This window comes from Dryocola clanedunensis subsp. sulfonylureivorans, from assembly GCF_016756775.1.
Classification (GTDB): Bacteria; Pseudomonadota; Gammaproteobacteria; order Enterobacterales; family Enterobacteriaceae; genus Dryocola; species Dryocola clanedunensis.
On sequence record NZ_JAERMU010000005.1, the window covers coordinates 190,987 to 216,620 of the forward strand.

Consider the following 25,634-nt stretch of genomic DNA (forward strand, 5'->3'; position numbering starts at 1 on the left):
GAGTAGGCTATTATCAATCAATATTCTCGTGCGGAGTTAGGACGTCATGCGCCTGATACAGCTTTCCCGTGACTCTATCGCCTTCCCTTCCCCGGAAGGCGCGTTGCGTGAACCGAATGGATTACTGGCGTTAGGAGGCGATCTTAGCCCGGCCAGGCTGCTGATGGCGTATCAGCGAGGCATCTTCCCCTGGTTTTCACCAGGCGACCCCATCCTCTGGTGGTCGCCGGATCCGCGGGCAGTGCTTTACCCGGAGCAATTTCACCTTAGCCGCAGCATGAAGCGCTTTCATAGCCGCTCTCCTTATCGGGTCACGCTTAATCATGCTTTTCAGGATGTGATTGCCGGTTGTGCTCAGGAGCGAGACGAAGGCACCTGGATTACGCCAGATATCATTGATGCCTATCAGCGACTGCACGAGCTGGGCTACGCGCACTCGATCGAAGTCTGGGAAGACCAATCGCTGGTTGGCGGAATGTACGGTGTTATTCAGGGCGCGCTGTTCTGCGGTGAGTCGATGTTCAGCCGTCGGGTCAACGCCTCAAAAACCGCTCTGCTGATGTTTTGTCGGCATTTTGCTCACCACGGCGGCAGGCTTATTGACTGCCAGGTGCTGAACAGCCATACCGCATCCCTCGGGGCTAAAGAGATCCCCCGCCGCGATTATCTCCGCCATCTGGCTGATTTTCGCACGGAGAATTTAATTTCGCACTGTTGGGTGCCACAAACGCTGTCGTATTCATAATGTTTACGGCACATTTTTGTTGAGGGTGTTATAATTAGCCGCGCAGAGTGAACTCTGCCCATTACCCCGCCGCCGTATGGGAACTGCAATTAAAGGGAACGCCCCTCGTTTATCTCTTCGCACCCCTTGTCGTTAGCGCATTCAATGCAGCTTTCGCGTGGTTTATGGGTAATGTGCAAAATGCACTTTGCTGGTGAATTCACCAACAATTCTTTACATGATAAGCGAACTTCGGCATTATCTTGCCGGTTCAAAACATTGGTAGTGATACCCCCGAGGATTAGATGGCCAAAGAAGACAATATTGAAATGCAGGGTACCGTTCTTGATACGTTACCTAACACCATGTTCCGCGTTGAGCTGGAAAACGGGCACGTGGTAACCGCTCATATCTCCGGTAAAATGCGTAAAAACTATATCCGCATCCTGACGGGCGACAAAGTCACTGTAGAGCTGACCCCGTACGACCTGAGCAAAGGCCGCATTGTCTTCCGTAGTCGTTAAGAGTTTTTTGCTGTCGTAGCCGGGCGCTGCGACTGAGCAGTCGCTAATAAAAAGGCCGCATTGATATGCGGCCTTTTTTTGTGCCAGAACAGTTAGTGTGCCGCTTCCGGCTTGCGCTTCTGGGCGCTGACAAAGTTATAGGTCAGCTGGTCTTTATCCAGCGCGACGGTCACCTGTCCCCCATCCACCAGCGATCCAAACAGCAGTTCGTTGGCGAGCGGCTTTTTCAGGTTGTCCTGGATGACACGCGTCATTGGGCGAGCGCCCATCGCACGGTCATAGCCTTTCTCTGCCAGCCATTCGCGCGCTTCCTGACTGACTTCCAGCGATACGCCTTTCTGATCCAACTGGACCTGCAACTCGACGATAAACTTGTCGACCACCTGATGAATCACCTCCGTAGAGAGATGGTTGAACCAGATGATGTTGTCCAGGCGGTTGCGGAATTCCGGGGTAAAGATCTTTTTGATCTCTTCCATGGCGTCGGTGCTGTTGTCCTGACGGATCAGGCCAATAGACTTACGCTCGGTTTCACGCACGCCGGCGTTAGTGGTCATCACCAGCACCACGTTGCGGAAATCCGCTTTGCGGCCGTTGTTATCGGTCAGCGTCCCGTTGTCCATGACCTGCAGCAGCAGGTTAAAGACGTCCGGGTGGGCTTTCTCAATTTCATCCAGCAGCAGCACCGCGTGAGGATGTTTAATGACCGCGTCCGTCAGCAATCCACCCTGATCAAAACCTACGTAGCCCGGAGGCGCGCCAATCAGACGGCTGACGGTATGGCGTTCCATGTACTCGGACATATCGAAACGCAGCAGCTCAATGCCCATCGACTTAGCCAGCTGAACGGTCACTTCAGTTTTACCTACGCCCGTAGGGCCAGCAAACAGGAAAGAACCTACCGGTTTATGATCCTGACCCAGACCTGCACGGCTCATCTTGATGGCTTCGGTTAATGCCTCAATGGCTTTGTCCTGACCAAAGACCAGCATTTTCAGGCGGTCACCCAGACTTTTCAGCGTATCGCGGTCGCTTGCCGAGACGCTTTTTTCCGGGATACGCGCAATGCGAGCAACCACGGTTTCAATATCCGCCACGTTAACGGTTTTCTTACGCTTGCTTACCGGCATCAGACGGCTACGGGCGCCGGCCTCATCGATAACGTCAATCGCTTTGTCCGGCAGGTGACGGTCGTTGATGTACTTCACCGCCAGCTCCACCGCCGCACGAATCGCCTTCGCGGTGTAACGGACGTCGTGGTGCGCTTCATATTTGGTTTTCAGGCCATTGATGATCTGCACGGTCTCTTCGACGCTTGGCTCAGTGATATCAATCTTCTGGAAGCGACGTGCCAGCGCACGGTCTTTTTCGAAGATATTGCTGAACTCCTGATAGGTCGTTGAGCCGATAACACGGATCTTACCGCCGGACAGCAGAGGTTTGATCAGATTCGCCGCGTCAACCTGGCCGCCAGAGGCTGCACCAGCACCGATGATTGTGTGGATCTCATCGATGAACAGAATGCTGTTCTGATCCTGCTCCAGCTGTTTGAGCAGCGCTTTAAAGCGTTTCTCAAAATCACCGCGATATTTCGTCCCGGCGAGCAGCGAGCCAATATCCAGCGAATAGATGGTGCAGTCTGCCATCACTTCCGGCACGTCGCCCTGCACGATACGCCACGCGAGGCCTTCCGCAATGGCAGTTTTACCCACACCGGACTCTCCCACCAGCAGCGGGTTGTTCTTACGACGACGGCACAGCACCTGAATGGCTCGCTCAAGCTCTTTGTCGCGGCCAATCAGCGGATCGATACCGCCCACGCGCGCAAGCTGGTTGAGATTGGTGGTGAAGTTTTCCATACGTTCCTCCCCGCCTGCTTGCTCTTCGTTGACCGGATTTTCGGCACCCGGCGCCTGATTTGGCTCGTCTTTACGCGTGCCGTGGGAGATAAAGTTCACCACATCAAGGCGGCTCACTTCGTGTTTGCGTAGCAGATAAGCCGCCTGAGATTCCTGCTCGCTGAAGATGGCGACCAGCACGTTGGCCCCCGTCACTTCACTGCGGCCAGAGGACTGGACGTGGAATACCGCACGCTGCAGAACACGCTGGAAGCTGAGCGTAGGCTGTGTATCACGCTCTTCTTCACTGGCCGGCAGCACCGGTGTGGTTTGTTCGATGAAGGCTTCGAGTTCCTGACGCAGCGCCACCAGATCCACAGTGCACGCTTCCAGCGCTTCCCGGGCCGATGGGTTACTGAGCAAAGCCAGTAACAGATGCTCGACGGTCATAAACTCATGTCGGTGCTCGCGCGCTCTGGCGAAAGCCATGTTTAAACTGAGTTCCAGTTCTTGATTGAGCATAGGCACCTCCCCCAAATTGTTGCCTTCGTCAGGCTTGTTCTAGCGTACACAGCAGCGGATGCTCGTTCTCCCTGGCATACTGGTTCACCAGTGCTACTTTGGTTTCCGCCACCTCGGCAGTAAATACCCCGCAAATGGCCTTACCGTGATAGTGAACCGTGAGCATCAGTTGTGTGGCTCGCTCTACATCATAAGAAAAGAACTTTTGCAGCACGTCAATAACAAATTCCATCGGCGTGTAGTCATCGTTCATTAACATCACTTTATACATAGAGGGTGGTTTTAACGCTTCGCGCTGTTTATCACCCACTAATTGGTCAAAGTCTAACCAGTCGTTCGTCTTACCCATTGCGCATCGTCATCATATTTAATCGTCCGGCCTTCACCAGAACGAGGCCCTTAAGTTGAGTGTAATACGCTTTTGGCTACTGCAACCAATTGTGTTGCAAAGTGATGGCCTGAACACTTAGCGAGCCAGCTCACATTATTAGCAATAGCGTTAACTGCTTCAAATTTCTGACTCATTGTCCCCCTTTCTCCCCGGTTGAACGCTTGACGCAGTGATTAAATTATCTACATTGTACAAGCGTGAGTTGGCGAGGTTTTGAACAGCCCGCCCTTACCCACCGGTTCATTCCATCTCACTTATAAGATTTTCGAAGGATGTCGAAGCATGGAAACGGGTACAGTTAAATGGTTCAATAACGCCAAAGGGTTCGGCTTCATCTGCCCCGAAGGCGGCGGCGAAGATATCTTCGCACATTACTCCACCATTCAGATGGATGGGTACAGAACGTTAAAAGCCGGGCAAGTTGTCAGGTTTGATGTACATCAGGGGCCTAAAGGTAATCATGCCAGTCTGATCCTTCCACTCGAAGTGGAAGCGGCGGTCGCCTAGCCCCGTTGATTTATTGTGTACATCCTCAGCTCAAAATGCCAGCCCTGACGGCTGGCATTTTTATTGTCAGCAAAATACCAGGCTATTCCCTCGCCAGCGCGTCAATCGGGTTCAGCCTTGCAGCGTTACGCGCGGGCAGCCAGCCGAACAGCACGCCAGTCGCGGTCGAGCAGGCAAACGCGGTGAGCAGCGCCATCGGCGAGAAGCCAATCTGCCAGCCGGGCAAAAACAGCCCCAGCGTAAAGGCAATCAGCAGCGACAGCGAGATGCCTAGCGCCCCTCCCACCAGGCAAACCAGCACGGCTTCGATTAAAAACTGCTGTAAAACGTCGCTTGCCCTGGCCCCTACCGCCATGCGGATCCCAATCTCTTTGGTACGCTCGGTCACCGACACCAGCATGATATTCATCACTCCGATACCGCCCACCAGCAGAGAAATCACCGCCACCAGCGTCAGGAACAGCTGTAAAGTACGTGTGGTCTTTTCCGCCGTTTTCAACAGGCCGTCCATGTTGTAGGTGAAAAAATCTTTCTTACCGTGGCGCAGCTCGAGCATGCGGTTAAGCTGCTGCTCCGCTTCATGGCTGTCATAGCCATCCTTCACGCGCACCGTGATGGTGTTGAGCCAGCTCTGCCCCATGACGCGTCCAGCCATCGTGTCGTAGGGAAGCCAGACGCGCAGCACTTTGCTGCTGCCAAACATCGACTGCTTCTCTTCCGCCACGCCTATCACCGTCGCAGGCATGTTCCCCACCAGAATCACTTCGCCCACCACGTTGGCTTTGTCAGGAAATAGCTGCCGCTTGCTGTTGCTGTCCAGCACCACGACCTGTGCACGCCCGGCAAGCTGTTCGTTGTTAAAGGTGGTGCCCTGACTCATCGTCATGCCGTACACATCAAAGTACTGACCGTTGACGCCGTTGACGCTTGCAGCCGCATCCACGTTCCCGTAGCGCAACCGCAGATTGCTGGAGATGGAGGGCGTTGCCGAGGTCACCCAGGGCTGCTGTTCAATCGCCGCCAGATCGGCAGCTTTTAACGCCTGCTGATACTGCGGATCGTCATCGCCAAAGTCTTTGCCTGGATAAACATCAATGGTGTTAGTGCCTATGGAGCGAATATCTGCCAACACCAGCTGTTTAGCCGCGTCGCCAACAATCACAATCGACACCACCGAAGCGATACCGATAATGATCCCCAGCATGGTCAACAAGGTGCGCATTTTGTTCGCCGCCAGCGCAAGCCAGGCCATAGCGAAGGCCTCGCGAAAACTGTTCAGGGTCTGCGTGAACCCGGATGTTACCGGACGCGCAGCCGCCTCTTTTTTCGTTTTAATTTCAGGGGATGCGGACGGCGGATTACTGATAATTTCTCCGTCGTGGATCTCAATGACGCGCTGTGCCTGGGCGGCCACCGTCGGGTCGTGCGTAACGATGATCACCGTGTGTCCCTGCTGGCACAGCTGTTTGAGCGTGGCCATGACCTCTTCGCCGGAATGGCTGTCTAACGCCCCGGTCGGCTCATCGGCAAGAATAACCTGGCCACCGTTCATCAGAGCGCGGGCGATACTCACGCGCTGCTGCTGACCGCCTGAAAGTTGCGAAGGGAGATAATCCACCCGCTCCGCCAGCCCCAGACGCATCAGCAAAGCGCGTGCCCGCTGCTGACGATAGACACGAGCGGTGCCGGCATAGACGGCTGGCACCTCTACGTTTTGCGTCGCGTTAAGGTGCGAAAGCAGGTGATAGCGCTGAAAGATAAAGCCAAAATGCTCACGCCGCAGAGTCGCCAGTTCGTCGCTGTTTAGCGCCGAGACGTCAACGCCCGCCACGCTATAGCTCCCGCTTGAAGGTTTATCCAGGCAGCCGAGAATGTTCATCAGGGTGGACTTACCCGAGCCGGAGGCACCGACAATCGCCACCATTTCACCCGCTTCAATCGTGATGCTGGCGCCCTTGAGCACTTCAACCTGCTCGTCCCCTGAGGGATAGCTTCGGCGAATGTCCTTTAGCTCAAGCAGCGCCGTCATGGCGCGCTCCCGGCGGTCGAGCGGCCGATCACAACTTCTTCGCCTTCAGTCAGCCCCGTCGCCACCTGAACCTGAGTATCGTTACGCATACCAATGGTGATTTCACGCTCACGGGTTTCGCCACTGCGCAGTACGGTCACTTTGTAGCGATTATCGCCGACCGGCTCGCCGAGCGCGGCCAGAGGGATGGTCAGCACATCTTTCACGCCGCCAAGCTGGATATGCACCTGCGCGGTCATTTCCAGACGCAGGACCCCTTGCGGGTTAGGCACCTCGAAACGCGCATTATAGAAAATCGCGTCGTTGACTTTATCCGGCGTCGGCAGGATGTCTTTCAGCGTACCTTCGTAACGGGTCAGCGGGTCGCCCAGCACGGTAAACCATGCTTTCTGTCCGGGCTTTAGATGAATAACATCCGCCTCAGAAACCTGTGCTTTGACCAGCATGGTGCTCAAATCTGCCAGCGTCAGAATGTTTGGCGCCTGCTGTGCTGCGATCACGGTTTGTCCCTGGAGGGTCGTGATCTGCGTGACTTCACCAGCCATTGGCGCGACAATGCGGGTGAAGTCCAGATTAGTTTTTGCAGTATCCAGAGAAGCCTGATTCCGCTGGATTTGCGCTTCAATAGTGCCTATCTGGGCGAGCTTAACGTCAAGGTCTGTCGCTGCGGTATCCAGATCCTGACGCGAAACGGCCTGGGTTTTCGCCAGCGCCTGCTGGCGGCTCAACGTCACCTGGGCGAGTTTTGCCTGCGCCTGGGCCTGACGCCGTTGGGCGCGAAGCTCCATCAGCGTTGCCTCAACTTCTTTGATCTGGTTTTGTGCCTGTTCCGGATCGATAACCCCCAAAAGCTGATCTTTCTTTACTTTATCGCCGATATTTACCGACAGCGTTTTCAGCTGGCCGCTCACCTGCGCCCCCACGTCCACCTTACGCAGCGCATCAAGCTTGCCCGTTGCCAGCACGCTCTGTTCAAGCGAGCCTTTGCGCACAATCATCGTCTGATATGTCGGCGTTGGCGCATTCAGGAACTGCCACAGCCAGATTGCCAGCATCGCCATCAGCAGCACGAGTAGCCAGTAACGTTTTTTTATTTTTCCCTTAAATCTCATAGGTATCCTGGAGGTAAAGCTCGGTTAAACAGAGTATCAATAAAAGTGAGAGTCCGGTCGATTGCCGCGCCCTTATCGGCCGGCAAAGTTTACCCGTAAGAATAACCTGAATGCGTGATGTGAACACCAGGGAATACCGTCGCCGTTAACTGTTGTCTGCTGGACTAGCAGAACGCTAGTCTGCCCTACCCCGCGCCAGCCATAAAACTCGCGAGAACATTTTCCGCAGGATAGAAGGGACAGAGTCCACGCCACGGCGTCCCGCTTCCATCGCCACTTCAATGGCGAGATCCGGTTTAGAAGAGCGGTGAATTGCTTTGATGATTATCCGCCGCATATTCATACGCGCGTTCTCCGGGATTTGCGACACGCGATGGTAAACATCCGCGAACCCCTGGCGGTACATAAAATGTTCCATATCCAGCGCAGGCAGCGCGGTAAGGTGATCTCGCTCCTGATCCTTGTCGTTATCCAGCAGTCCGCGCACCGTAGCCGCGTATTTCTTCCCGGCCTCATCACCGTCAACCAGAACGTGCCACTCAATGCCCATGCGGCGGGCAAATTTGATCAGGGGCTTTAGCCCGGATTGAGCAAACTCAATCACTTTTACCCCTTCAGCATCAAAATGGTGACCGCACTGGCGCGCCAGCTCGTTCATCACCCAGACTTCCGTTTCCCCCTCAACCAATAACCAGCAGCGGGCAAACAGCGAAGAAGCGCGATTAAAGCGGATGTGAAAGGCAATACGACGGCTGTCCTCGGCGTTCATTCCGCCAGGGCCAAGCCGCCAGGCGGCAACTTTCGACGATTCACGCACCAGCCGGCAAACCTGTTCGACCGGGGTCAGCGACAGCAGTTCGCCAGAATTAGTAGTGGTGATTTTTTGTAGCGGCAGAAGGTTAAGAAGGTGCCAGGCAACGGACAGCATAATGGGATGTAAACGAGTTTCAGGATCTTCCACCAGCAGCAAAGGACGCGCATCGCGATCGAGCGTGACGGTGCCTTTGGCCTGCAATAGCGTAGAGAACATACTTAACAAAATCATCCGATGCGTGCGGCTGTTGGGTCGGTCGATCATCCTGTTAATGATGTCCAGATAGCGCCAGCTGCGTTGCTCATCGTGAGAACGCCGACGCATCAGCCGCTTATGGGCGACGGCTCCCTGCTCGGAGAAATAATGTTCCAGCAGCTGCGCCATGGCAGAAAGCCCCTGGCGCAGCTGAGAATCGGTAAGATTCTGCGGGCGGGAAACCAGCTCCCGAGCCAGAAAATCGAGCTGGCGGGCGGTCATTTCGGTTTCTGGTATATCCGGGATACTGCCGTCACGTAATCGTCGCATGAAGCGGGCATCACGCAGGCGCAGTACAGGATTGAGCCTGGTGATTTGCTGAGCCAGTACATCAATATCATCAAGTTCGATGGCTCTGCCTTTATCATCCAGGAAACTGCGCAGCGTCAGCACCGAATCGTCGTCAGCTAATTCGCCTTCAAGACGGTACATAATGCGGTGGAAGCCGTCGTTGCTTGCCACCCACAGCGGGGCCAGCCCGCGATAACGGCGGCCCTGATGATGTCCTGCCGCCGTCTCACGGAAGGTGAGAATGATATGAAGATGGTGTTCGCGCCCCGGCATGTCGCCCGGCGGAAAATAGAAGTCATCACGGGAAAAATGATAGAGCTGTTCGTGAGGGGAAAGCAGCAGCGTTAACGCATCCAGCAGGCTTGATTTACCCCAGGCGTTTTCGCCGATCAGCACGTTGTTTTGTTCAAGCATTAACGACAAACGATTAATGCCACGGAACCCGACAATCTCCACGCGTTCGAGAAACATACTCCCTCCAGGGTGTGAACTGCTTATCCTTGATGCCCTTAATAGCAATTGAGTCGAGTATAGCGGCAAAATCAACGCTATTTATACCCCTTCCGGCATCATAAAACCTGGTACCGGACGAATAAATAATATCTTTTCATTTACTAAGGTTATTATTTATTTATAAATTACCAAGAATATTCTGACTTTATTCATAACGTGACTATACTTTTCAATGGCAAAATCTGAAAAGGAATCGCACCTCATTGCCTTAAATCAAAGTAGTTGGATATATTGCGCTAGCTCCGGGTAGACGAATTCTTTAAAATTTCAAGGCAATATTTTTCGTCATACCCTTAATGACGGTAATAAAACATTGATATTGGCGCTCGTTAATTTAACGCACGCTGGCTATCAGCGTTTTTTCAACACAGAGGTGGTTATGTTTAGAAAGTTAGCAGCAGAGTTCTTTGGAACCTTCTGGCTGGTATTTGGTGGCTGCGGTAGCGCAGTATTAGCAGCTGCTTATCCGGAGTTAGGGATAGGTTTTGCAGGCGTTGCGCTGGCATTTGGCTTAACCGTACTGACGATGGCTTACGCTGTTGGCCATATTTCCGGCGGCCACTTTAACCCGGCGGTTACCCTTGGCTTATGGGCCGGCGGTCGTTTCCCGGCAAAAGAAGTGGTTGGTTATATTGTGGCTCAGGTTATCGGCGGTATCGTTGCTGCGGGTATTCTGTATTTAATCGCCAGCGGTAAAGCTGGTTTTGATGTCGTAGCAAGCGGTTTTGCATCGAACGGTTACGGTGAGCATTCACCTGATGGCTACAACATGCTGTCCGCCATTATTATCGAAATCGTATTAACCTGCGGCTTCTTAATTGTTATCCACGGCGCAACGGACAAATTTGCTCCGGCTGGTTTTGCACCTATCGCCATCGGCCTTGCGCTGACCCTGATTCACCTGATCAGCATTCCGGTCACCAACACCTCTGTTAACCCTGCACGCAGCACCGCAGTGGCTATCTTCCAGGGTGGCTGGGCGCTGCAGCAGCTGTGGCTGTTCTGGCTGATGCCAATTATCGGCGGTATCCTGGGTGGCCTGATCTATCGTCACCTGCTGGAAAAACGCAGCTAAACTCGCTTGATTTTACGCAAAAGGCCTGACGCTGTTCAGGCCTTTTTTATTGATGGCATGATGCATAAAAATCCTCTTATTCTGTGACTTTACTCACTTAGCATCTTTGGGTAGTGTGTAACCCGCCGTTACTTCTATCGCAAGGACTCTCCACCTCATGTTGTCGGGATTGTTAATCATCTTAGTGCCGCTGATAGTCGGGTACCTTATCCCCCTGCGGCAAACCAGCCTGTTAAAACTCATTAATCGTCTGCTCAGCTGGATTGTTTATGTGATCCTGTTTCTGATGGGGGTCAGCCTCGCGTTTCTGGATAACCTTGCCAGCAACCTGCTGGATATTTTCCATTACTCCGCGGTCAGCGTGATCGTGATTCTGTTGTGTAACGCTGCGGCCCTGCTCTGGCTTGAGCGCTCTCTGCCCTGGCGCCATAACCACCGTCAGGAGAAGCTGCCGTCGCGTCTTGCCATGGCACTGGAATCGCTGAAACTGTGCTTTGTGGTGGTCGCCGGATTTTTGCTGGGGCTCACCGGCTGGGCGTTTCTGCGGCACGCTACCGAAGCCAGCGAATACACCTTAATCTTCCTTTTGCTGCTGGTCGGTGTACAGCTGCGCAACAGCGGTATGACGCTGAAGCAGATTGTGCTTAACCGTCGGGGAATGATTATCGCGGTGGTGATCGTGTTAAGTTCGCTGGTTGCCGGCATCATTAATGCCTTTATTCTCGACCTGCCGATGAAAACCGGGTTAGCGATGGCATCTGGTTTCGGCTGGTATTCGCTGTCAGGTATTCTGATGACCGAATCCTACGGGCCGGTCATCGGCAGCGCCACCTTCTTTAATGACCTGATCCGCGAGCTGCTGGCTATTGTGCTGATCCCAGGTCTGATGGCCAAAAGCCGCTCCACCGCGCTTGGCCTGTGCGGGGCAACCTCCATGGACTTCACCCTGCCGGTTCTGCAGCGCAGCGGCGGAGTAGAAATTGTCCCCGCCGCCATAGTACACGGCTTTATCCTAAGTTTACTCACCCCACTGCTGATGGCGCTGTTCGCTTCCTGATACCTCATTGGCGGTAGGCTTCTGCCGCCAAATTTGCGCTAAATCAATCTCTCCCTCATTTGCGGTAAAAAGCCCTTTTCACCCTGCGCCCTGAGGCATAACCTTAAACATGCATTTTAAATATAACTTCAAAAGGTACGATCATGTTTTGTGTGCAATGTGAACAAACTATCCGCACCCCGGCGGGTAACGGCTGCGCTTACGCTCAGGGGATGTGTGGCAAAACTGCCGAAACGTCAGACCTGCAGGACCTGCTGATTGCCGCTCTGCAAGGGTTGTCGGCCTGGGCCGTTGCCGCACGAGACGCGGGCATCGTTGATCATGAGGTTGACAGCTTTGCCCCTCGCGCATTTTTCTCAACCCTGACAAACGTCAACTTCGATTCTCCACGTATTGTGGGCTATGCACGCGAGGCCATTGCGCTGCGTGGTAGCCTCAAGGCGCGCACGCTGGCCGTTAAGCCGGACGCTGTGGTCGACAATCCGATGGCGGATCTGCAGCTGGTCAGCAGCGATTTGGGCGAGCTCCAGCGCCAGGCGGCAGACTTTGCGCCGAACCGCGATAAAGCGGAAATCGGCGAAGACATTCTTGGCCTGCGCCTGCTGTGCCTGTACGGCCTGAAAGGCGCGGCGGCCTATATGGAACACGCCCACGTGCTGGGCCAGTATGACAACGATATCTACGGCCAGTACCACAAAATCATGGCGTGGCTCGGCACCTGGCCTGCGGACATGGGCGCGCTGCTCGACTGCTCAATGGAAATTGGCCAGATGAACTTCAGGGTGATGAGCATTCTGGATCTCGGCGAAACCAGTAAATACGGCCACCCAACCCCGTCCCAGGTGAATGTTCGCCCCGTTGCGGGCAAATGCATTCTGATCTCAGGCCACGATCTTAAAGATCTCTACAACCTTCTCGAACAAACCGAAGGCACCGGCGTCAACGTCTTTACCCACGGTGAGATGCTGCCTGCTCACGGCTATCCGGAACTGCGTAAGTTCAAACATCTGGTCGGCAACTACGGCAGCGGCTGGCAGAACCAGCAGAGCGAGTTTGCCCGCTTCCCGGGTCCGGTGGTGATGACCTCTAACTGCATAATCAATCCTGAAGTGGGTTCATACACCGACCGTATCTGGACGCGCAGCATCGTCGGCTGGCCGGGCGTCAGCCATCTCGAAGGGGACGATTTCGCCCCGGTGATTGCCCAGGCGCAGCAGATGGCGGGCTTCCCGTACAGCGAAATTGAACATCTGATCACCGTCGGCTTTGGCCGCCAGACGCTGCTGGGTGCTGCCGACACGCTGATTGATTTAGTCAGCCGCGAAAAGCTGCGCCACATCTTCCTGGTTGGCGGCTGCGACGGCGAACGCGGCGAGCGCAGCTACTTCACTGATTTTGCCACCAGCGTGCCGAAAGACTGCCTGATCCTGACCCTTGCCTGCGGCAAATACCGCTTCAATAAGCTCGACTTCGGCGACATTGAAGGGCTGCCGCGCCTGGTGGATGCGGGCCAGTGTAACGATGCCTACTCGGCGATTATTCTGGCGGTCACCCTCGCAGAGAAGCTCGGCTGCGGCGTTAACGACCTGCCGCTGAGCCTGGTGCTCTCCTGGTTCGAACAAAAGGCGATTGTTATTCTGCTGACCCTGCTGTCGCTGGGCGTCACCAACATCGTCACCGGGCCGACCGCGCCGGGCTTCCTGACGCCAAACCTGCTGGCGGTGCTCAACGAGAAGTTTGGCCTGCGCGCCATCACCACCGTTGAGCAGGACATCAAAGAGCTGATGAGCGCATAAGGAGCCGCCATGACTATGCCTACGCCGCTGTGCCCGTACCGCATGCAGGTGCATCACATTCATCAGGAAACGCCGGACGTCTGGACGCTGTCGTTAATCAATCACGACGTCTATCCCTACAAAGCCGGGCAATACGCGCTGGTGAGTATCCGCAACAGCGACGAGACGCTGCGCGCATATACCCTTTCCTCGACGCCGGGCCTCAGCCCGTTTGTGACGCTGACCGTACGCCGAATCGAAGGGGGTGCAGGCTCAGGCTGGCTGACTCAGGAAGTGAAAGTGGGTGATTACTTATGGCTGTCGGAGGGCCAGGGGGAGTTCACCTGCGAGCCGCTAACCACCGACCGCTATCTGCTGATGGCCGCAGGCTGTGGCGTGACGCCGGTTATGTCGATGCGCCGCTGGCTGGCAAAACATCGCCCGCAGGCGGACGTGCAGGTGATTTATAACGTGCGCTCCCCGGAGGACGTTATCTTTGCCGACGAGTGGCGTCACTATCCGGTTACCCTGGTGGCCGAAAATAATGCGGCACACGGCTTCATCGCCGGACGCTTAACGCGTGAACTTCTTGCCGCCGTTCCCGATATCGCCTCCCGCACGGTCATGACCTGCGGCCCGGCGCCTTATATGGATCTGGTTGAAAAAGAGGTGAAGGCGCTTGGCGTAACTGCGTTTTATCAGGAGAAATTCTTCACTCCCGTGGCCGCCTCCGCTGAGAGTGGTCTGAAATTTACCACCCTTAAACCGATGCGTGAGTTCTACGCTCCGGCTGGCACCACGCTGCTGGCCGCGCTGGAAAGCAACAGCGTGCCGGTCAATGCCGCCTGCCGCGCGGGCGTATGCGGCAGCTGCAAAACCAGGGTCGAATCCGGCGATTACACGGTCAGCAGTACCATGACGCTCACCGAAGCCGAAATCGCCAGCGGCTACGTTCTGGCCTGCTCCTGTCATCCACAAAGTGATTTAGTCCTCGCCTGATCTTCATCATGCCACCCGTCACGGGTGGCACTTTCTGCACGGTCACCTCCTTTTCATTGACTAAGCTTGTTAACGGTAACTGAATCGTGACAAGGAGAAACGATGAAACAGAACGTAGCCACCTATTTGACAAAAACACTAGAAAGCGCAGGTGTGAAACGCATCTGGGGCGTCACCGGGGATTCCCTCAACGGCATCAGCGACAGCCTTAACAAGATGGGCACCATTGAATGGATGCCGACGCGTCATGAAGAAGTTGCTGCTTTTGCCGCAGGCGCAGAAGCCCATATTACGGGCGAACTGGCGGTCTGCGCCGGATCATGCGGCCCGGGCAACCTGCACTTAATCAACGGCCTTTTCGACTGCCACCGCAACCGCGTGCCGGTGCTGGCTATTGCGGCCCATATTCCCTCCAGCGAAATCGGCAGCGGCTATTTCCAGGAGACACATCCCGAAGAGCTTTTCCGTGAGTGCAGCCATTATTGCGAGCTGGTGTCATCCCCGGAACAGATCCCGCAGGTGCTGGCCATTGCCATGCGTAAAGCCGTGCTCAACCGTGGCGTTTCCGTAGTGGTTATTCCGGGCGATGTGGCGTTAAAACCCGCCCCTGAAACCGCCAGCACCCACTGGTATCCGGCACCGCAGCCGGTGACCGTGCCTGCCCATCAGGAGCTGCAAAAGCTCGCCCAGCTCTTACGCTATAACGACAATATTGCGCTGATGTGCGGCAGCGGCTGCGCGGGCGCGCACGAAGAGTTAATCCAGTTTGCCGCCACGCTCAAAGCGCCGATCGTTCACGCCCTGCGCGGCAAAGAGCACGTCGAGTATGACAATCCTTATGATGTCGGCATGACCGGGCTGATCGGCTTCTCCTCCGGTTTCCACACCATGATGAACGCCGACACGCTGATCCTGCTCGGCACCCAGTTCCCGTATCGCGCCTTCTACCCAACGGATGCGAAAATTATTCAGATTGATATCAACCCCGGCAGCATCGGGGCGCACAGCAAGGTGGATATGGCGCTGGTTGGCGATATTAAAGCCACGCTTGCGGCCCTCCTCCCGCTGCTGGAAGAGAAAACCGACCGCAGCTTCCTTGATAAGGCGCTGGATAACTATCGTGAAGCGCGCGAAGGGCTGGACGAGCTGGCCAAACCCGGCGATGGCAAACTTATTCATCCCCAGTACGTTGCCCAGCAAATCAGCAAGTACGCCGATGAGGACGCGATTTTCACCTGCGACGTGGGCACGCCGACCGTCTGGGCCGCGCGCTATCTGAAAATGAACGGCAGGCGTCGTTTGCTCGGCTCCTTTACCCACGGCTCCATGGCGAACGCGATGCCGCAGGCGCTTGGGGCGAAAGCCACCGCGCCGGACCGCCAGGTAGTCGCCATGTGCGGCGATGGCGGATTCAGCATGCTGATGGGTGATTTTCTTTCCGTGGTGCAGATGAAGCTGCCGATCAAAATCGTCGTCTTTAACAACAGCGTGCTGGGCTTTGTGGCGATGGAAATGAAGGCCGGTGGCTATCTGACGGACGGTACCGATCTGCACAGCACCAACTTCGCGAATATCGCCAACGCCTGCGGCATCACCGGCATCAGGGTTGAAGATCCGGCCGAGCTGGATAACGCCTTACAGCGCGCCTTCAGCATTGACGGCCCGGTGCTGGTGGATGTTGTGGTTGCCAAAGATGAACTGGCGATCCCGCCGCAGATCAAGCTGGAACAGGCCAAAGGCTTCAGCCTTTATATGCTGCGCGCCATCATCAGCGGACGGGGTGATGAAGTCATTGAACTGGCAAAAACGAACTGGTTCCGTTAACCCGTTCTTAAGCCCCCTTGATGTTCGTTCATCAGGGGGCTTAGCGATAATGTCGGCGGACGGTGAGAAAGGATATTTCAGTCAGCAGATAACGACACTTGCTCCATTTCCGAGTCGTATGCCCCGCTAAAACAGAGATCGACTGGAGCGGGGCTCCACCAGATAAGCCCTCTGATTTCGAATAAGATTGTGCCATACCTGGAAGGTGCCTCTTTACCGCGTAGCGGACGAACCACGAGCGACTCGGGGATCACTCTAGGTTCAAAGCGGACAATGGCATTACGTATCACTTTCTCTATTCCAGCCCAGTTCCCCGCATCAACATAAGTACCCGGCATTGTCGCGATCCCATAATTTAACACCGACTCCATCACTTGCTGATGTCTGGCCTGATGTAACTGGGCCTCAATGTTAGAGTTATTAAGAATCGCGATAATGTCCCTTTGCACTATTTTCCTCATCTCCCGGGATGAAAAAAAATACTTATCCGCAGCTTCTTTCTGATTTTTCGGTTCGTCATCCAGCAAACGATCGAATAATGTGGGTAAAAACTGCTGTTTTGTACCATTCATTATCTCGCCTTAGAATAAGGTGAGGCTATTTACCTCAAGGATGGAATGTTCATCTTTATCAGTTAACCATACCTTTCTTCCTGCGCCGATATACAAAGAATCTGATATCTGTTCCCATTCCGTTTTGTGCCCCAGTTTAATCTCTTGCGGTGCATCATCAGATAATGGATAACGCGCAGGGATATAGCCGGAATAAGTTTGATCGTTAACCTGAAGCGTTGCCGGAGCCCATAACAAGTCCAGTAAGTTATCTGGTTTATTCATAGTTAACGACTGGATGGATGAGAACGGAACCCAACGATAACCGCCTGCGCAGATAAACTCACATACTGGTCCCAGACGCCCATCGCTATCGGCAATCCAGCTAAACGCGCCGCTGGTATCACTTTCGCCAGCACTCTCTGGTGCCTCTTCAAATGCCTCAATGCGGAGATTCTCTGATTTCTCAATATCGCCTTGCGTTAACGCCATATTGGCCTGGTATAATGTTTCGATCCACTCAGGTAACTGTGCATCAAGCGATCCCGCCTTCAACTCTCCTTTTAGCACCTTCTCACGCATTAATTCACTCATCACCAGATTTTTATACAACTCGGTGCGCTTTTTATATTCACTATCCAATTTTGAGATAATTTCGAGCTGGTTTAGAGCGCTTTCCCAATTACCGTCAATTGAGTAGAGCTTAAAAAGCAGTTCCCGAGTCATCGTTTCACCGGGCGCCAGCTTCAAAGCCTGTAGAACTTCTTCCTGTAGTACAGATAGCGTCTTACTTTTTAAAATGTCGTTCAACGAAGTAATATCAAACATCATAGTTCCTTTATGTAAACCTACAGTAATGTGTCAATCCCTGGCTTATAAAACTCCTGAAGCAACAGAGCAGGAATTCTCTCTTTCTCCTGGGAGACATAATTTTCAGGCGCTAAGGCACGTAAAATATCAAGCTGTTGTTCTTCGAAAAGTTCTTCATCAATATGGTGCATGAGTTCAATCTCTGCACACGCCTTGTCAATCAGGGCAGTACTTTCCAGAATGCACTCGGTCAGCGTTTTTTGCTTCATGCTCTCCCGTATCTCATCGAAATATCGATCTTCAGAGGCGAAATTTAGCTGCTGGTCGTTTTGCTTTGCATAAAAAGTACGGTACTGCTCCCCCCAGACAAGAAAATTTTTGTACTCCTGTGCCAAATCTTTTAAGAGATCGCTCTCTTTTATTTCTTCTGCGAAGGCATTCTCTGTATCAGACATACCGGTGAGATGGTGCCCGGCGTAGCTGAGCACCTCCTCGACTTCGGGTACGGAAAAATCCTCCTGACTTGCGGACTCGCCGAACAGATCTTCAAGCAAAAGATCCCTTATATCTTGCTGCTCATCGCTCAGTCGCATGATTTATCCTATCAGGACATCCCCTGAACCACTCGAAATTGATGCACCACAGCCCGTGGTGTCACCCACGCGCGCGGCTGGGTTGTTGTTGATAAACACAGTCCCTGAACCCGATGCCACCGAGCTGCCGCCATGGATTGAGCAGCTGGCCGCACTGCTAACCATCGCTGCCGGTATGTTATTAATGGTGACATTGCCAGATCCGCTGGTAATCGAACCTCCGTGACTAATTGGGTCACCCAGCCTGCCTGCATTTTGCATTTTGCTACTCCTTTAACAGTGGTAATGAGGGGGAGAAACTCCCCCTGGAAAAGTATCCGATCTATCACGGCGGGAATGTGCGCGTCGGTGTCTCCGTCGGCGTTTCCGTTGGCGTCTCCGTCGGTGTCTCGGTCGGCGTCTCCGTTGGCGTCTCCGTTGGCGTCTCCGTCGGCGTCTCCGTTGGCGTTTCGGTCGGCGTCTCCGTTGGCGTTTCCGTCGGCGTCTCCGTCGGCGTCTCCGTTGGCGTCTCCGTCGGCGTTTCCGTTGGCGTTTCCGTTGGCGTCTCCGTTGGCGTCTCCGTTGGCGTCTCCGTCGGCGTTTCGGTCGGCGTCTCCGTCGGTGTTTCCGTTGGCGTCTCGGTTGGCGTCTCGGTTGGCGTCTCCGTTGGCGTCTCCGTTGGCGTCTCCGTTGGCGTCTCGGTCGGCGTCTCCGTTGGCGTTTCCGTCGGCGTTTCCGTTGGCGTCTCGGTCGGCGTCTCGGTTGGCGTCTCCGTCGGCGTCTCCGTTGGCGTTTCGGTCGGCGTTTCGGTCGGCGTGATGGTTGGCGTCACAGTCGGTGTGATCGTTGGCGTTACGGTCGGCGTCACGGTCGGTGTGATCGTTGGCGTCACAGTCGGTGTGATCGTTGGCGTTACGGTCGGCGTCACGGTCGGTGTGATCGTTGGCGTCACAGTCGGCGTCACGGTCGGTGTGATCGTTGGCGTCCATGTCGGTGTCACGGTCGGTGTGATCGTTGGCGTCCATGTCGGTGTCACGGTCGGCGTGATCGTTGGCGTCCATGTCGGTGTCACGGTCGGCGACACAGTCGGTGTGAACGAAGGTGAAACCGTAGGCGTATCCGTTGGTTCTGGCTCCGGAGGTATAATAGGCAATGGAGGCAGAGGCAATGGGAGTTCGATTATCCCGCAGACCAGCGGCGAAATTTCCGGACAGGCCAGTGCATCCAACCCGATACTGCTGACGGCAGCAGCAAACATCATACCTCCGCCAGCACCACCTCCGGCACCGCCACCACCACCGTCGCCAGGGTTAAGCTGGACCTGCCCACCCTGGATAACAACTTTACCGGAGCCTATAATTTTTATTGAGCTTGCCGCAATGATTAACTCTCCGCCCGCGGACAAAGAAATCGCCCCGCCTGCGGCCATGGCAATTGCGCCACCTGCTGCTGCCGAAATTGCCCCTCCTGCCACGGCGGTGATAGCCCCACCAGCAGCCATTGCAATTGCACCGCCCGCAGCAGATGAAATTGCGCCCCCCGCAACCGTAGTTGCAGCCCCGCCGACGGCTACCTGATGGACCCCTCCCACCGTGACGCTGTTCACGGCCCCAACGGTAAGCGTGTTGGCCGCCCCAACGAGAGTCGAACGAAAAAGTCCAACCTGCGTTGATGAATAGCCACCGATAACGCGGGTATAGTTAGACTGAACGTCGGTAGCGTAATCAGTGCCGACAACCTTGGTATATTTTGTACCAATTTTTTTAATGTAATTGTCACCTACATGCTTCGTGTAGTTTGATCCAACGTCCTTTTTGTAATCTACACCTATTATTTGGGTGTAATTGGAACCGATTTGCTTTTTATAGTTACTTCCGACGGTAACGTCTTTATCAACCCCAACGAAAAGCGTCGAGTTATTCCCGATGTCTTGTTTTTCGTCATGCTTGGTCAGACGCTCCATATTACGTTCGGCCTGTTCCCAGTATTGCTCCTGGCCTGGCTTATCTTCAAAACGTATACCGTTAAAGTTAGTTCTTCCTCCCCCCACAGTACGGCTGATCATCCCGCTTTGCGTGCGGTTGACCGGCAAATCCCAGGGCGGCATGGTGACGTTATTATAAAGACTACCAATGATTAGCGGGCGGTCCGGATCGCCATTGATAAAGTCAACGATCACCTCATGACCCACTCGAGGAATATAAATCCCACCAAAGTTATTACCAGCCCATGACTGGCTTACTCGTAACCAGCAAGAGTCCGATTCGTAGTTTTGTCCGTAGCGATCCCATACAAAACGGACTTTCACTCGGCCATATTCATCGGTCCAAATATCTTCCCCTGCCGGCCCGACGATGATCGCTGTTTGCGGCCCGCTGGTTTTTGGTTTGGGGGTTAACAGAGGTTGACGATAGATTTTCGTTGTCGGCTGCACGGTAAAGTGAGAGAAATATTTGAATTCATCCCTCCCGCTGACCTGATCAATTTCCTCAATGTGCAGACGGCTGGATATAATCATGTATTCACGATTAGCTTTGTCTACGGGAAAACCGACTAATTCGAAATTACAGCCGCAGACTATGCCTCGGAGCTCTCCCCAGCCTTCAGCTCGTGACCCCAGAGCACCACGCTCTTCTGCACGTATTCTGGCCAGCTGTTCACCGATGGATGGCTGCTCGTAGTCACCAGGCCAATGATACATTTCCATTTCATTGAAACTGGTTTTTCGCGGTTTACTGTCTATGGCCAGGATATCCGCTCGCGACTTCTGGAAGTCGTAATCGTTAGTCACCCATCTGCCTGTGGCAATGGTTTCCTGAGTCTGGAACTGACTAATGTACTCTTCACCCGCTTTTGGATTATCTGACTGATAATGAATAACATGATAGGCCTCACTGAAATAACGTTTGTGAGCACCTACATGATCCACCAGAATCAATTTATGCTTATGATCGTCATGTTCAAAGAACCAGTATATCCCCCACTCTTCCATTAAGCGCTGAATGAAGTTAAAGTCTGTTTCACCATACTGCACCTGGAAATCTAACAGCGGATAACTCGCGGCAAGACGCTTTTCATAAATGAAATTATATTCCCCAAGCACTTCGTCGATGATATCGACAACGTTTTTTTGCTGGAATATTTTAAAATCAGATGTTAGCTCGGTAAGATAAAGCCACGGCCTGAGTATAATTTCAAACATGCCCTGATTGGCATCTCTACCAATATAACGAGCACGCTGAACCAGACCGGATATTTCACGGGTTCCTTTCCCAATGCCAATATCGTTATCCAGACCATTTCCATCGAGTTCAATCTCAACGGTCATTTCCTTGCCAATTAAGGCCTTCAGGTCAACATTCGAAGCCGCCTGCCATGGGATGTTCGGGTTCGCAGGCGTTTTCACTGTAAGGGTGTAAGTATACTGAGAGGAAAAAGACTCCTCTCCCTCCAGCTTACATAAAACCAGAGCTGGCTCGCCTAGTAAGGCAGGCATCGCCGGGCTGGTTAATTTTATAGTACGCGACATGGTCACACCTGATGTTTAGTTAAATGTTAGACTGTCTGGCAAAAAAATATCTCGCTCATCGTAAAGCATCAGGTAACACTCCTTATTGTTGATGAAATATTCATATTATCTTCCCTCTGTGCATTGAAAATGCCGTAACAACTGAATACCAGAAGTATTACCATCGGTAAGTCCAGCTATTTCAATATCCACACGTCGTTTATCTAAATTAAAGGTGAAAATCTTACTACCATTCGAAGGCCGGGATACATACTCGGCCTGTTCCAACCAGCGGAAAAGGGCCCATGGCCCATTTAAAACATATGGATTACTCAAAGAATTACTTTCATTCGTAGCGGCGACACGCGGCATCGATGACAACGTAATCCCCTGCCGACTACCCGGCCAGGTAAAGGATAATAAACTCACTGGACCATGAGAATATTTAAAGGGAACGCCCTCTATATTCATCGATAACTGTGTAATGGCAGGTGATAGATAAGGAATTGAAAGAGACAAGTTCAGAGATAATTTTTTCCCATCCGCATCCTGGAAGAGGGCATCTCTGATCTCGCTGGCACGTTCAAATATGTCTAACCCCGCACTGCTGGAACTCCCTTTGTAGCGCCACGGCGATGATGATGTATCCACTTTATCAGCAAGATTCTTTTCAAAATAATCATCGACAACGCCCCCCTTCGCAAAGAAGTGCTCAACATCTTTTAAGCTGGCCTCCTTTTCTCTGTCTGCAAATGGATAGCGCCCCTGCAGCGTTTTGCGACAGATTTCACCGATCGAGCTGTCTATCGTTTGCTGGCTGTTTGCTATCACACGGCGTTCGATTTTTTCATCCGTACCGGTGACAAGCGGCTCGATAACTTTCCTGAAAGGGTCGGGCCAGGTTTGTGATTCAACGGCAAGCTTGCGACCATAATTCGTGATGCCTGGGTTATCGCCCTCGTTTAATGCACTACTGGAAATCACCGTTAACGTGTAGAGGTCGTTCAGCATCCCCATGACTTTGTTCATCTGCAAACCGGAAGTGTTCTGCCCTTCCAGCGATTTCGGGTCAGTGCTGCCACTGACAAAGGCGCGTAGAGCTGAAAAATAGTTGTCGACACCTTTGGCGATTATTTTTTTCTCATGAAAATCCAGTAAAGTATTCGCTCTCTGAACGTTGTTCAGTGTCCTGCTGGTGTTAACCATTCTCAACTGATCCAACGCCGCTTTATCCTGAGCAGTTAAGGTGGTTTGCTTTACAATTTCCCTGGCCATGATAACAAGCGGTGAGGCAGGTGAAGCCAGGGTCCGCAATAAATAGACATCACCGGTTAATTCCGGCTCATTGATATCCTCAGCATTCCCTGGCGAGATAAGACGAATACCTGCAAGAAATCGCAGCCAGTAGCCGCGATATTCTTTCAGGTAGAGTGACAATACATCAAACTTCACGGAGACTGGATTTGACGTATTTGTCAGGCGGTCTCCCATGACCCAGTGATCTTCATCCCACAGTTTGGTCACGTAATAGAGAACTTTTTTTTTAAAAACATCATGGTAACCCGCCCAGGTAAACAAGCCGGGGATACCTGCAACAGCCAGGTTCTCATCTGCCATGGTGAAAATTTGCATCCCGTCATCGCCGGTAAGTTTATTCAGCGTGATATTTTCGGGAGCCTCATCTTCCATCATTCCTTTGATACGAGTATAGATACGCTCGGTTGTAGAACTTTGATTCAGCAGCGAACGCGCCTGACGTATCAGGGTTGGGTCAGCAGGCGTACCGTTTTGACGCCAGTCGGGCTGGCTAAACAAGTTATTCAGATGCGCGACAAAAATGGCGCGGTCCTCATAAGGTTGTATTTTCCCCGTCACTTCCCACTGCTCTGCCACATTATTAACGACGTAGCTCTGCAAGAACTTGCCTTCACCCGTTAACATCAGGTAGAGCTTCAGCGCATCGTATACGCCCATTTTGTCACCGGCATTCAGCGCCTGCTGTAAAGATAACGCCGCCTGCTGCTCAACTTTTGGGAAAAGCGCGCGACGGAGAAAGTACTGATACAACCCGTTCGCATGTTCCGCAACGGCCTTGCCTGTATATAAACCATAGCGGTAGTGCAGCCCAGGGTCGGCAATATTAAGTCCATCAAAATCGGGCAAGCTCTGGCTTTTGCTAAGTAATACAGGAAGCAAGTTTTCATTAGCCGTTTTTACGAAGGTCGTTACATTACGCTCCAGAGCAACGAGATTGTCCTTAACGCCAGCCAGATAGCGGTTGTTATTTTGATAGCTTGTCAAAAATGCATTCAGTAACCAGACCGTCAGGAATAGACAAGCACAATGGCCTAAAAAGTTACGCAACCGATATTGCGATACAGTTGACTGGTTATAGCTCAGCAGTTCTGCATCCTTCACAATAATTTCCGAGAACAAATTTTTCAGGAAATAATTACGCCCATGACCTACATCAGAAATGAGTTTTTCTGTCTCATCCAGATTTGACGCTGGAGTGCCTTTCGGTGCATCGTTATTGAAGATAAATTTACGCCAGCGCTGGATAAGCGTTGTACCCGTTTGCAGTTTTCCTTCTTCACGCTGACAACTGCTCGAAAAATAGACACCACGTAAAGACGTGTAGAACTGGGTTTCATCATAGCGTGAGGCAAAAAAGATGTTTTGCAGCACTTCCGACACGCCTTCAGAGAGTGTGCGGAAATCTTGCGGTAGCGCGTACATCTTTTTACGATCGGCGATAGCGTACTCTTCCTGCTGACGATAATTCATGTCGCTTTCAATACGACTCTCCAGCAGTCTTAACTCGCTGCCGAGTTTCTGGTGCAGTCCATCAACCGAGGCTGTTTCTTTGCCTCCATAGGGAAATGTTACGCCCCAGATCTGCTCACGCCCTTCAGCAGTTAAGCTGCGGAAATATTCTTCGAAGCCTGCCAGACGATCCAGCTTTGTCACCACAACATAAACTGGAAAACGGACGCCTAATTGCGTTCTGATTTCACCCAGGCGGCCACGGATATCCACAGCAAGTTCAAGCAGCTCAGCTTTCGTATTATCCATGAGTTCAGCAGCAGAGAGAGCAAGGATCACACCATTAATGGCTTTTATTGGCCTGTATTTCTCTATGGCGGTTAAAATCCCCTCCCATTCTGTTGACCAGCTTTCTGATTTGGTGACATATTTTCCCGAGGTGTCGATGAATAATGCGTCGTTGGCAAACCAACATTCACAATTTTTTGTCGGTTGTGTCTGCGCACTGATACGGCTTAGCTGTTCCGGTAAAGGAAAGTCCTGCCCTGAAGAGGCAATCAGCGAAGTTTTGCCTGAGTTCTCCGAACCCAGCACCATGTACCACGGCAGTTCGTCGCGCCAGCTCCTGACCCAAAATAATTTTTGCCACCAGGTCCAGGAATCGTGCATTTTATTAATCAGTTTTGCTGCGTTACGAATGACTGCAGCTACTTCAGAGGTATCTTTTTTATCCTGTGGCTCCACTCGACGAAATTTCATCAAGTTGGCAAGCAGGGCCGGATTTGCAGAGAGGGCCAGTATCAGCAACCAGGCTCCATAAACCAGCGTAATGAATGCAATAATAGCTATAACAATAAAGCGATTCACCGCACTGGCAAGGGGGTAAGCCTCCCCTGCCAGAATAAATGGACCCAGCACCCAAACAAGCGCGCAGCTTGTGATCGCCACTAGCAGGAAATAAGGAATGGGTAGCCAAATGCGACCAAGCCAAATGAAAGCAATCAATATAAAAATAATACGAGGTTCAATCGTCGCGAACGGTCGTGTTTTACCGAACCCCATAAATGGAGCAAGGTACCAAATAATTGCAGCTACGATAATAAATAGCGCGATACCCAGTAGCGTATTTAAAGATCGATTGGAAAAAAGTCTATTCAAATAGAACATGGCGGCACTC

19 protein-coding genes are annotated in these 25,634 nt (G+C 52.8%); 8 read left to right on the forward strand and 11 right to left on the reverse strand.

What is annotated here, in order from left to right; genetic code table 11:
* The first annotated feature begins 46 nt into the window (after positions 1–46).
* Positions 47–745 (forward strand): leucyl/phenylalanyl-tRNA--protein transferase, encoded by a 699-nt coding sequence (aat, locus tag HYQ67_RS06890; protein ID WP_202302702.1) that lies wholly within the window; start codon positions 47–49, stop codon positions 743–745.
* 284 nt (positions 746–1,029) lie between these two features.
* Positions 1,030–1,248 (forward strand): translation initiation factor IF-1, encoded by a 219-nt coding sequence (gene infA / locus HYQ67_RS06895; RefSeq protein WP_002211347.1) that lies wholly within the window; start codon positions 1,030–1,032, stop codon positions 1,246–1,248.
* Positions 1,249–1,340: 92 nt separating this feature from the next.
* On the opposite strand, the gene clpA is transcribed toward infA, so the two are convergent.
* Positions 1,341–3,608 (reverse strand): ATP-dependent Clp protease ATP-binding subunit ClpA, encoded by a 2,268-nt coding sequence (gene clpA / locus HYQ67_RS06900; protein ID WP_202302704.1) that lies wholly within the window; start codon positions 3,606–3,608, stop codon positions 1,341–1,343.
* 28 nt (positions 3,609–3,636) lie between these two features.
* A complete protein-coding gene (gene clpS, locus HYQ67_RS06905) occupies positions 3,637–3,957 on the reverse strand; it encodes an ATP-dependent Clp protease adapter ClpS (protein ID WP_202302706.1) in 321 nt (106 codons plus the stop codon).
* A 324-nt stretch (positions 3,958–4,281) separates the two neighbouring features.
* On the opposite strand from clpS, the gene cspD reads away from it, so the two are divergent.
* Positions 4,282–4,506, forward strand: a complete 225-nt coding sequence (gene cspD, locus HYQ67_RS06910) for a cold shock-like protein CspD (protein ID WP_202302708.1) — start codon at positions 4,282–4,284, stop codon at positions 4,504–4,506.
* Between the two features lie 82 nt (positions 4,507–4,588).
* Here cspD and macB read toward each other — a convergent pair whose 3' ends face one another.
* The 3 genes from macB to HYQ67_RS06925 all read right to left on the reverse strand — a co-directional run bounded on the left by macB (position 4,589) and on the right by HYQ67_RS06925 (position 9,478).
* On the reverse strand, positions 4,589–6,535 hold the full coding sequence (macB, locus tag HYQ67_RS06915) for a macrolide ABC transporter ATP-binding protein/permease MacB (protein WP_202302710.1): 1,947 nt from the start codon (positions 6,533–6,535) through the stop codon (positions 4,589–4,591).
* Positions 6,532–7,647, reverse strand: a complete 1,116-nt coding sequence (gene macA / locus HYQ67_RS06920) for a macrolide transporter subunit MacA (RefSeq protein ID WP_202302712.1) — start codon at positions 7,645–7,647, stop codon at positions 6,532–6,534. Before macA ends, macB begins: the two co-directional genes overlap by 4 nt.
* A gap of 175 nt (positions 7,648–7,822) precedes the next feature.
* On the reverse strand, positions 7,823–9,478 hold the full coding sequence (locus HYQ67_RS06925) for an ATP-dependent endonuclease (protein WP_202302714.1): 1,656 nt from the start codon (positions 9,476–9,478) through the stop codon (positions 7,823–7,825).
* A 421-nt stretch (positions 9,479–9,899) separates the two neighbouring features.
* Here HYQ67_RS06925 and aqpZ point away from each other — a divergent pair, with 421 nt between their 5' ends.
* The 5 genes from aqpZ (at position 9,900) to poxB (ending at position 16,250) form a co-directional block, all read left to right on the forward strand.
* Positions 9,900–10,595 (forward strand): aquaporin Z, encoded by a 696-nt coding sequence (gene aqpZ / locus HYQ67_RS06930; RefSeq protein WP_202302716.1) that lies wholly within the window; start codon positions 9,900–9,902, stop codon positions 10,593–10,595.
* A 157-nt stretch (positions 10,596–10,752) separates the two neighbouring features.
* Complete coding sequence (locus tag HYQ67_RS06935; RefSeq protein WP_202302718.1) at positions 10,753–11,652, forward strand: LysO family transporter; 900 nt, start codon at positions 10,753–10,755, stop codon at positions 11,650–11,652.
* A gap of 143 nt (positions 11,653–11,795) precedes the next feature.
* Entirely contained in the window at positions 11,796–13,448 is a 1,653-nt protein-coding gene (gene hcp / locus HYQ67_RS06940) for a hydroxylamine reductase (RefSeq protein ID WP_202302720.1), read from the forward strand.
* A 9-nt stretch (positions 13,449–13,457) separates the two neighbouring features.
* Complete coding sequence (hcr, locus tag HYQ67_RS06945; protein ID WP_202302722.1) at positions 13,458–14,426, forward strand: NADH oxidoreductase; 969 nt, start codon at positions 13,458–13,460, stop codon at positions 14,424–14,426.
* 102 nt (positions 14,427–14,528) lie between these two features.
* Positions 14,529–16,250: a ubiquinone-dependent pyruvate dehydrogenase gene (poxB, locus tag HYQ67_RS06950; protein WP_202302724.1), complete on the forward strand. Its 1,722-nt coding sequence runs from the start codon at positions 14,529–14,531 to the stop codon at positions 16,248–16,250.
* Between the two features lie 77 nt (positions 16,251–16,327).
* Here the strand turns inward: poxB and HYQ67_RS06955 are convergent, their stop codons facing one another.
* The 6 genes from HYQ67_RS06955 to tssM form a co-directional block, all read right to left on the reverse strand.
* Positions 16,328–16,822, reverse strand: a complete 495-nt coding sequence (locus tag HYQ67_RS06955) for a type VI secretion system baseplate subunit TssE (protein WP_202302726.1) — start codon at positions 16,820–16,822, stop codon at positions 16,328–16,330.
* A gap of 9 nt (positions 16,823–16,831) precedes the next feature.
* Positions 16,832–17,629 (reverse strand): type VI secretion system accessory protein TagJ, encoded by a 798-nt coding sequence (locus HYQ67_RS06960; protein WP_202302728.1) that lies wholly within the window; start codon positions 17,627–17,629, stop codon positions 16,832–16,834.
* Positions 17,630–17,649: 20 nt separating this feature from the next.
* Positions 17,650–18,204: a TagK domain-containing protein gene (locus HYQ67_RS06965; protein WP_202302730.1), complete on the reverse strand. Its 555-nt coding sequence runs from the start codon at positions 18,202–18,204 to the stop codon at positions 17,650–17,652.
* 3 nt (positions 18,205–18,207) lie between these two features.
* Positions 18,208–18,465, reverse strand: coding sequence for a PAAR domain-containing protein (locus HYQ67_RS06970; RefSeq protein ID WP_202302732.1), 258 nt, complete (start codon positions 18,463–18,465; stop codon positions 18,208–18,210).
* Between the two features lie 64 nt (positions 18,466–18,529).
* Positions 18,530–21,679, reverse strand: a complete 3,150-nt coding sequence (locus HYQ67_RS06975) for a type VI secretion system Vgr family protein (RefSeq protein WP_202302835.1) — start codon at positions 21,677–21,679, stop codon at positions 18,530–18,532.
* Positions 21,680–21,817: 138 nt separating this feature from the next.
* Positions 21,818–25,624 carry a type VI secretion system membrane subunit TssM gene (gene tssM, locus HYQ67_RS06980; RefSeq protein ID WP_202302734.1) on the reverse strand — a complete coding sequence of 1,269 codons (3,807 nt, stop codon included), beginning with the start codon at positions 25,622–25,624 and terminating at the stop codon, positions 21,818–21,820.
* Positions 25,625–25,634 lie beyond the last annotated feature (10 nt).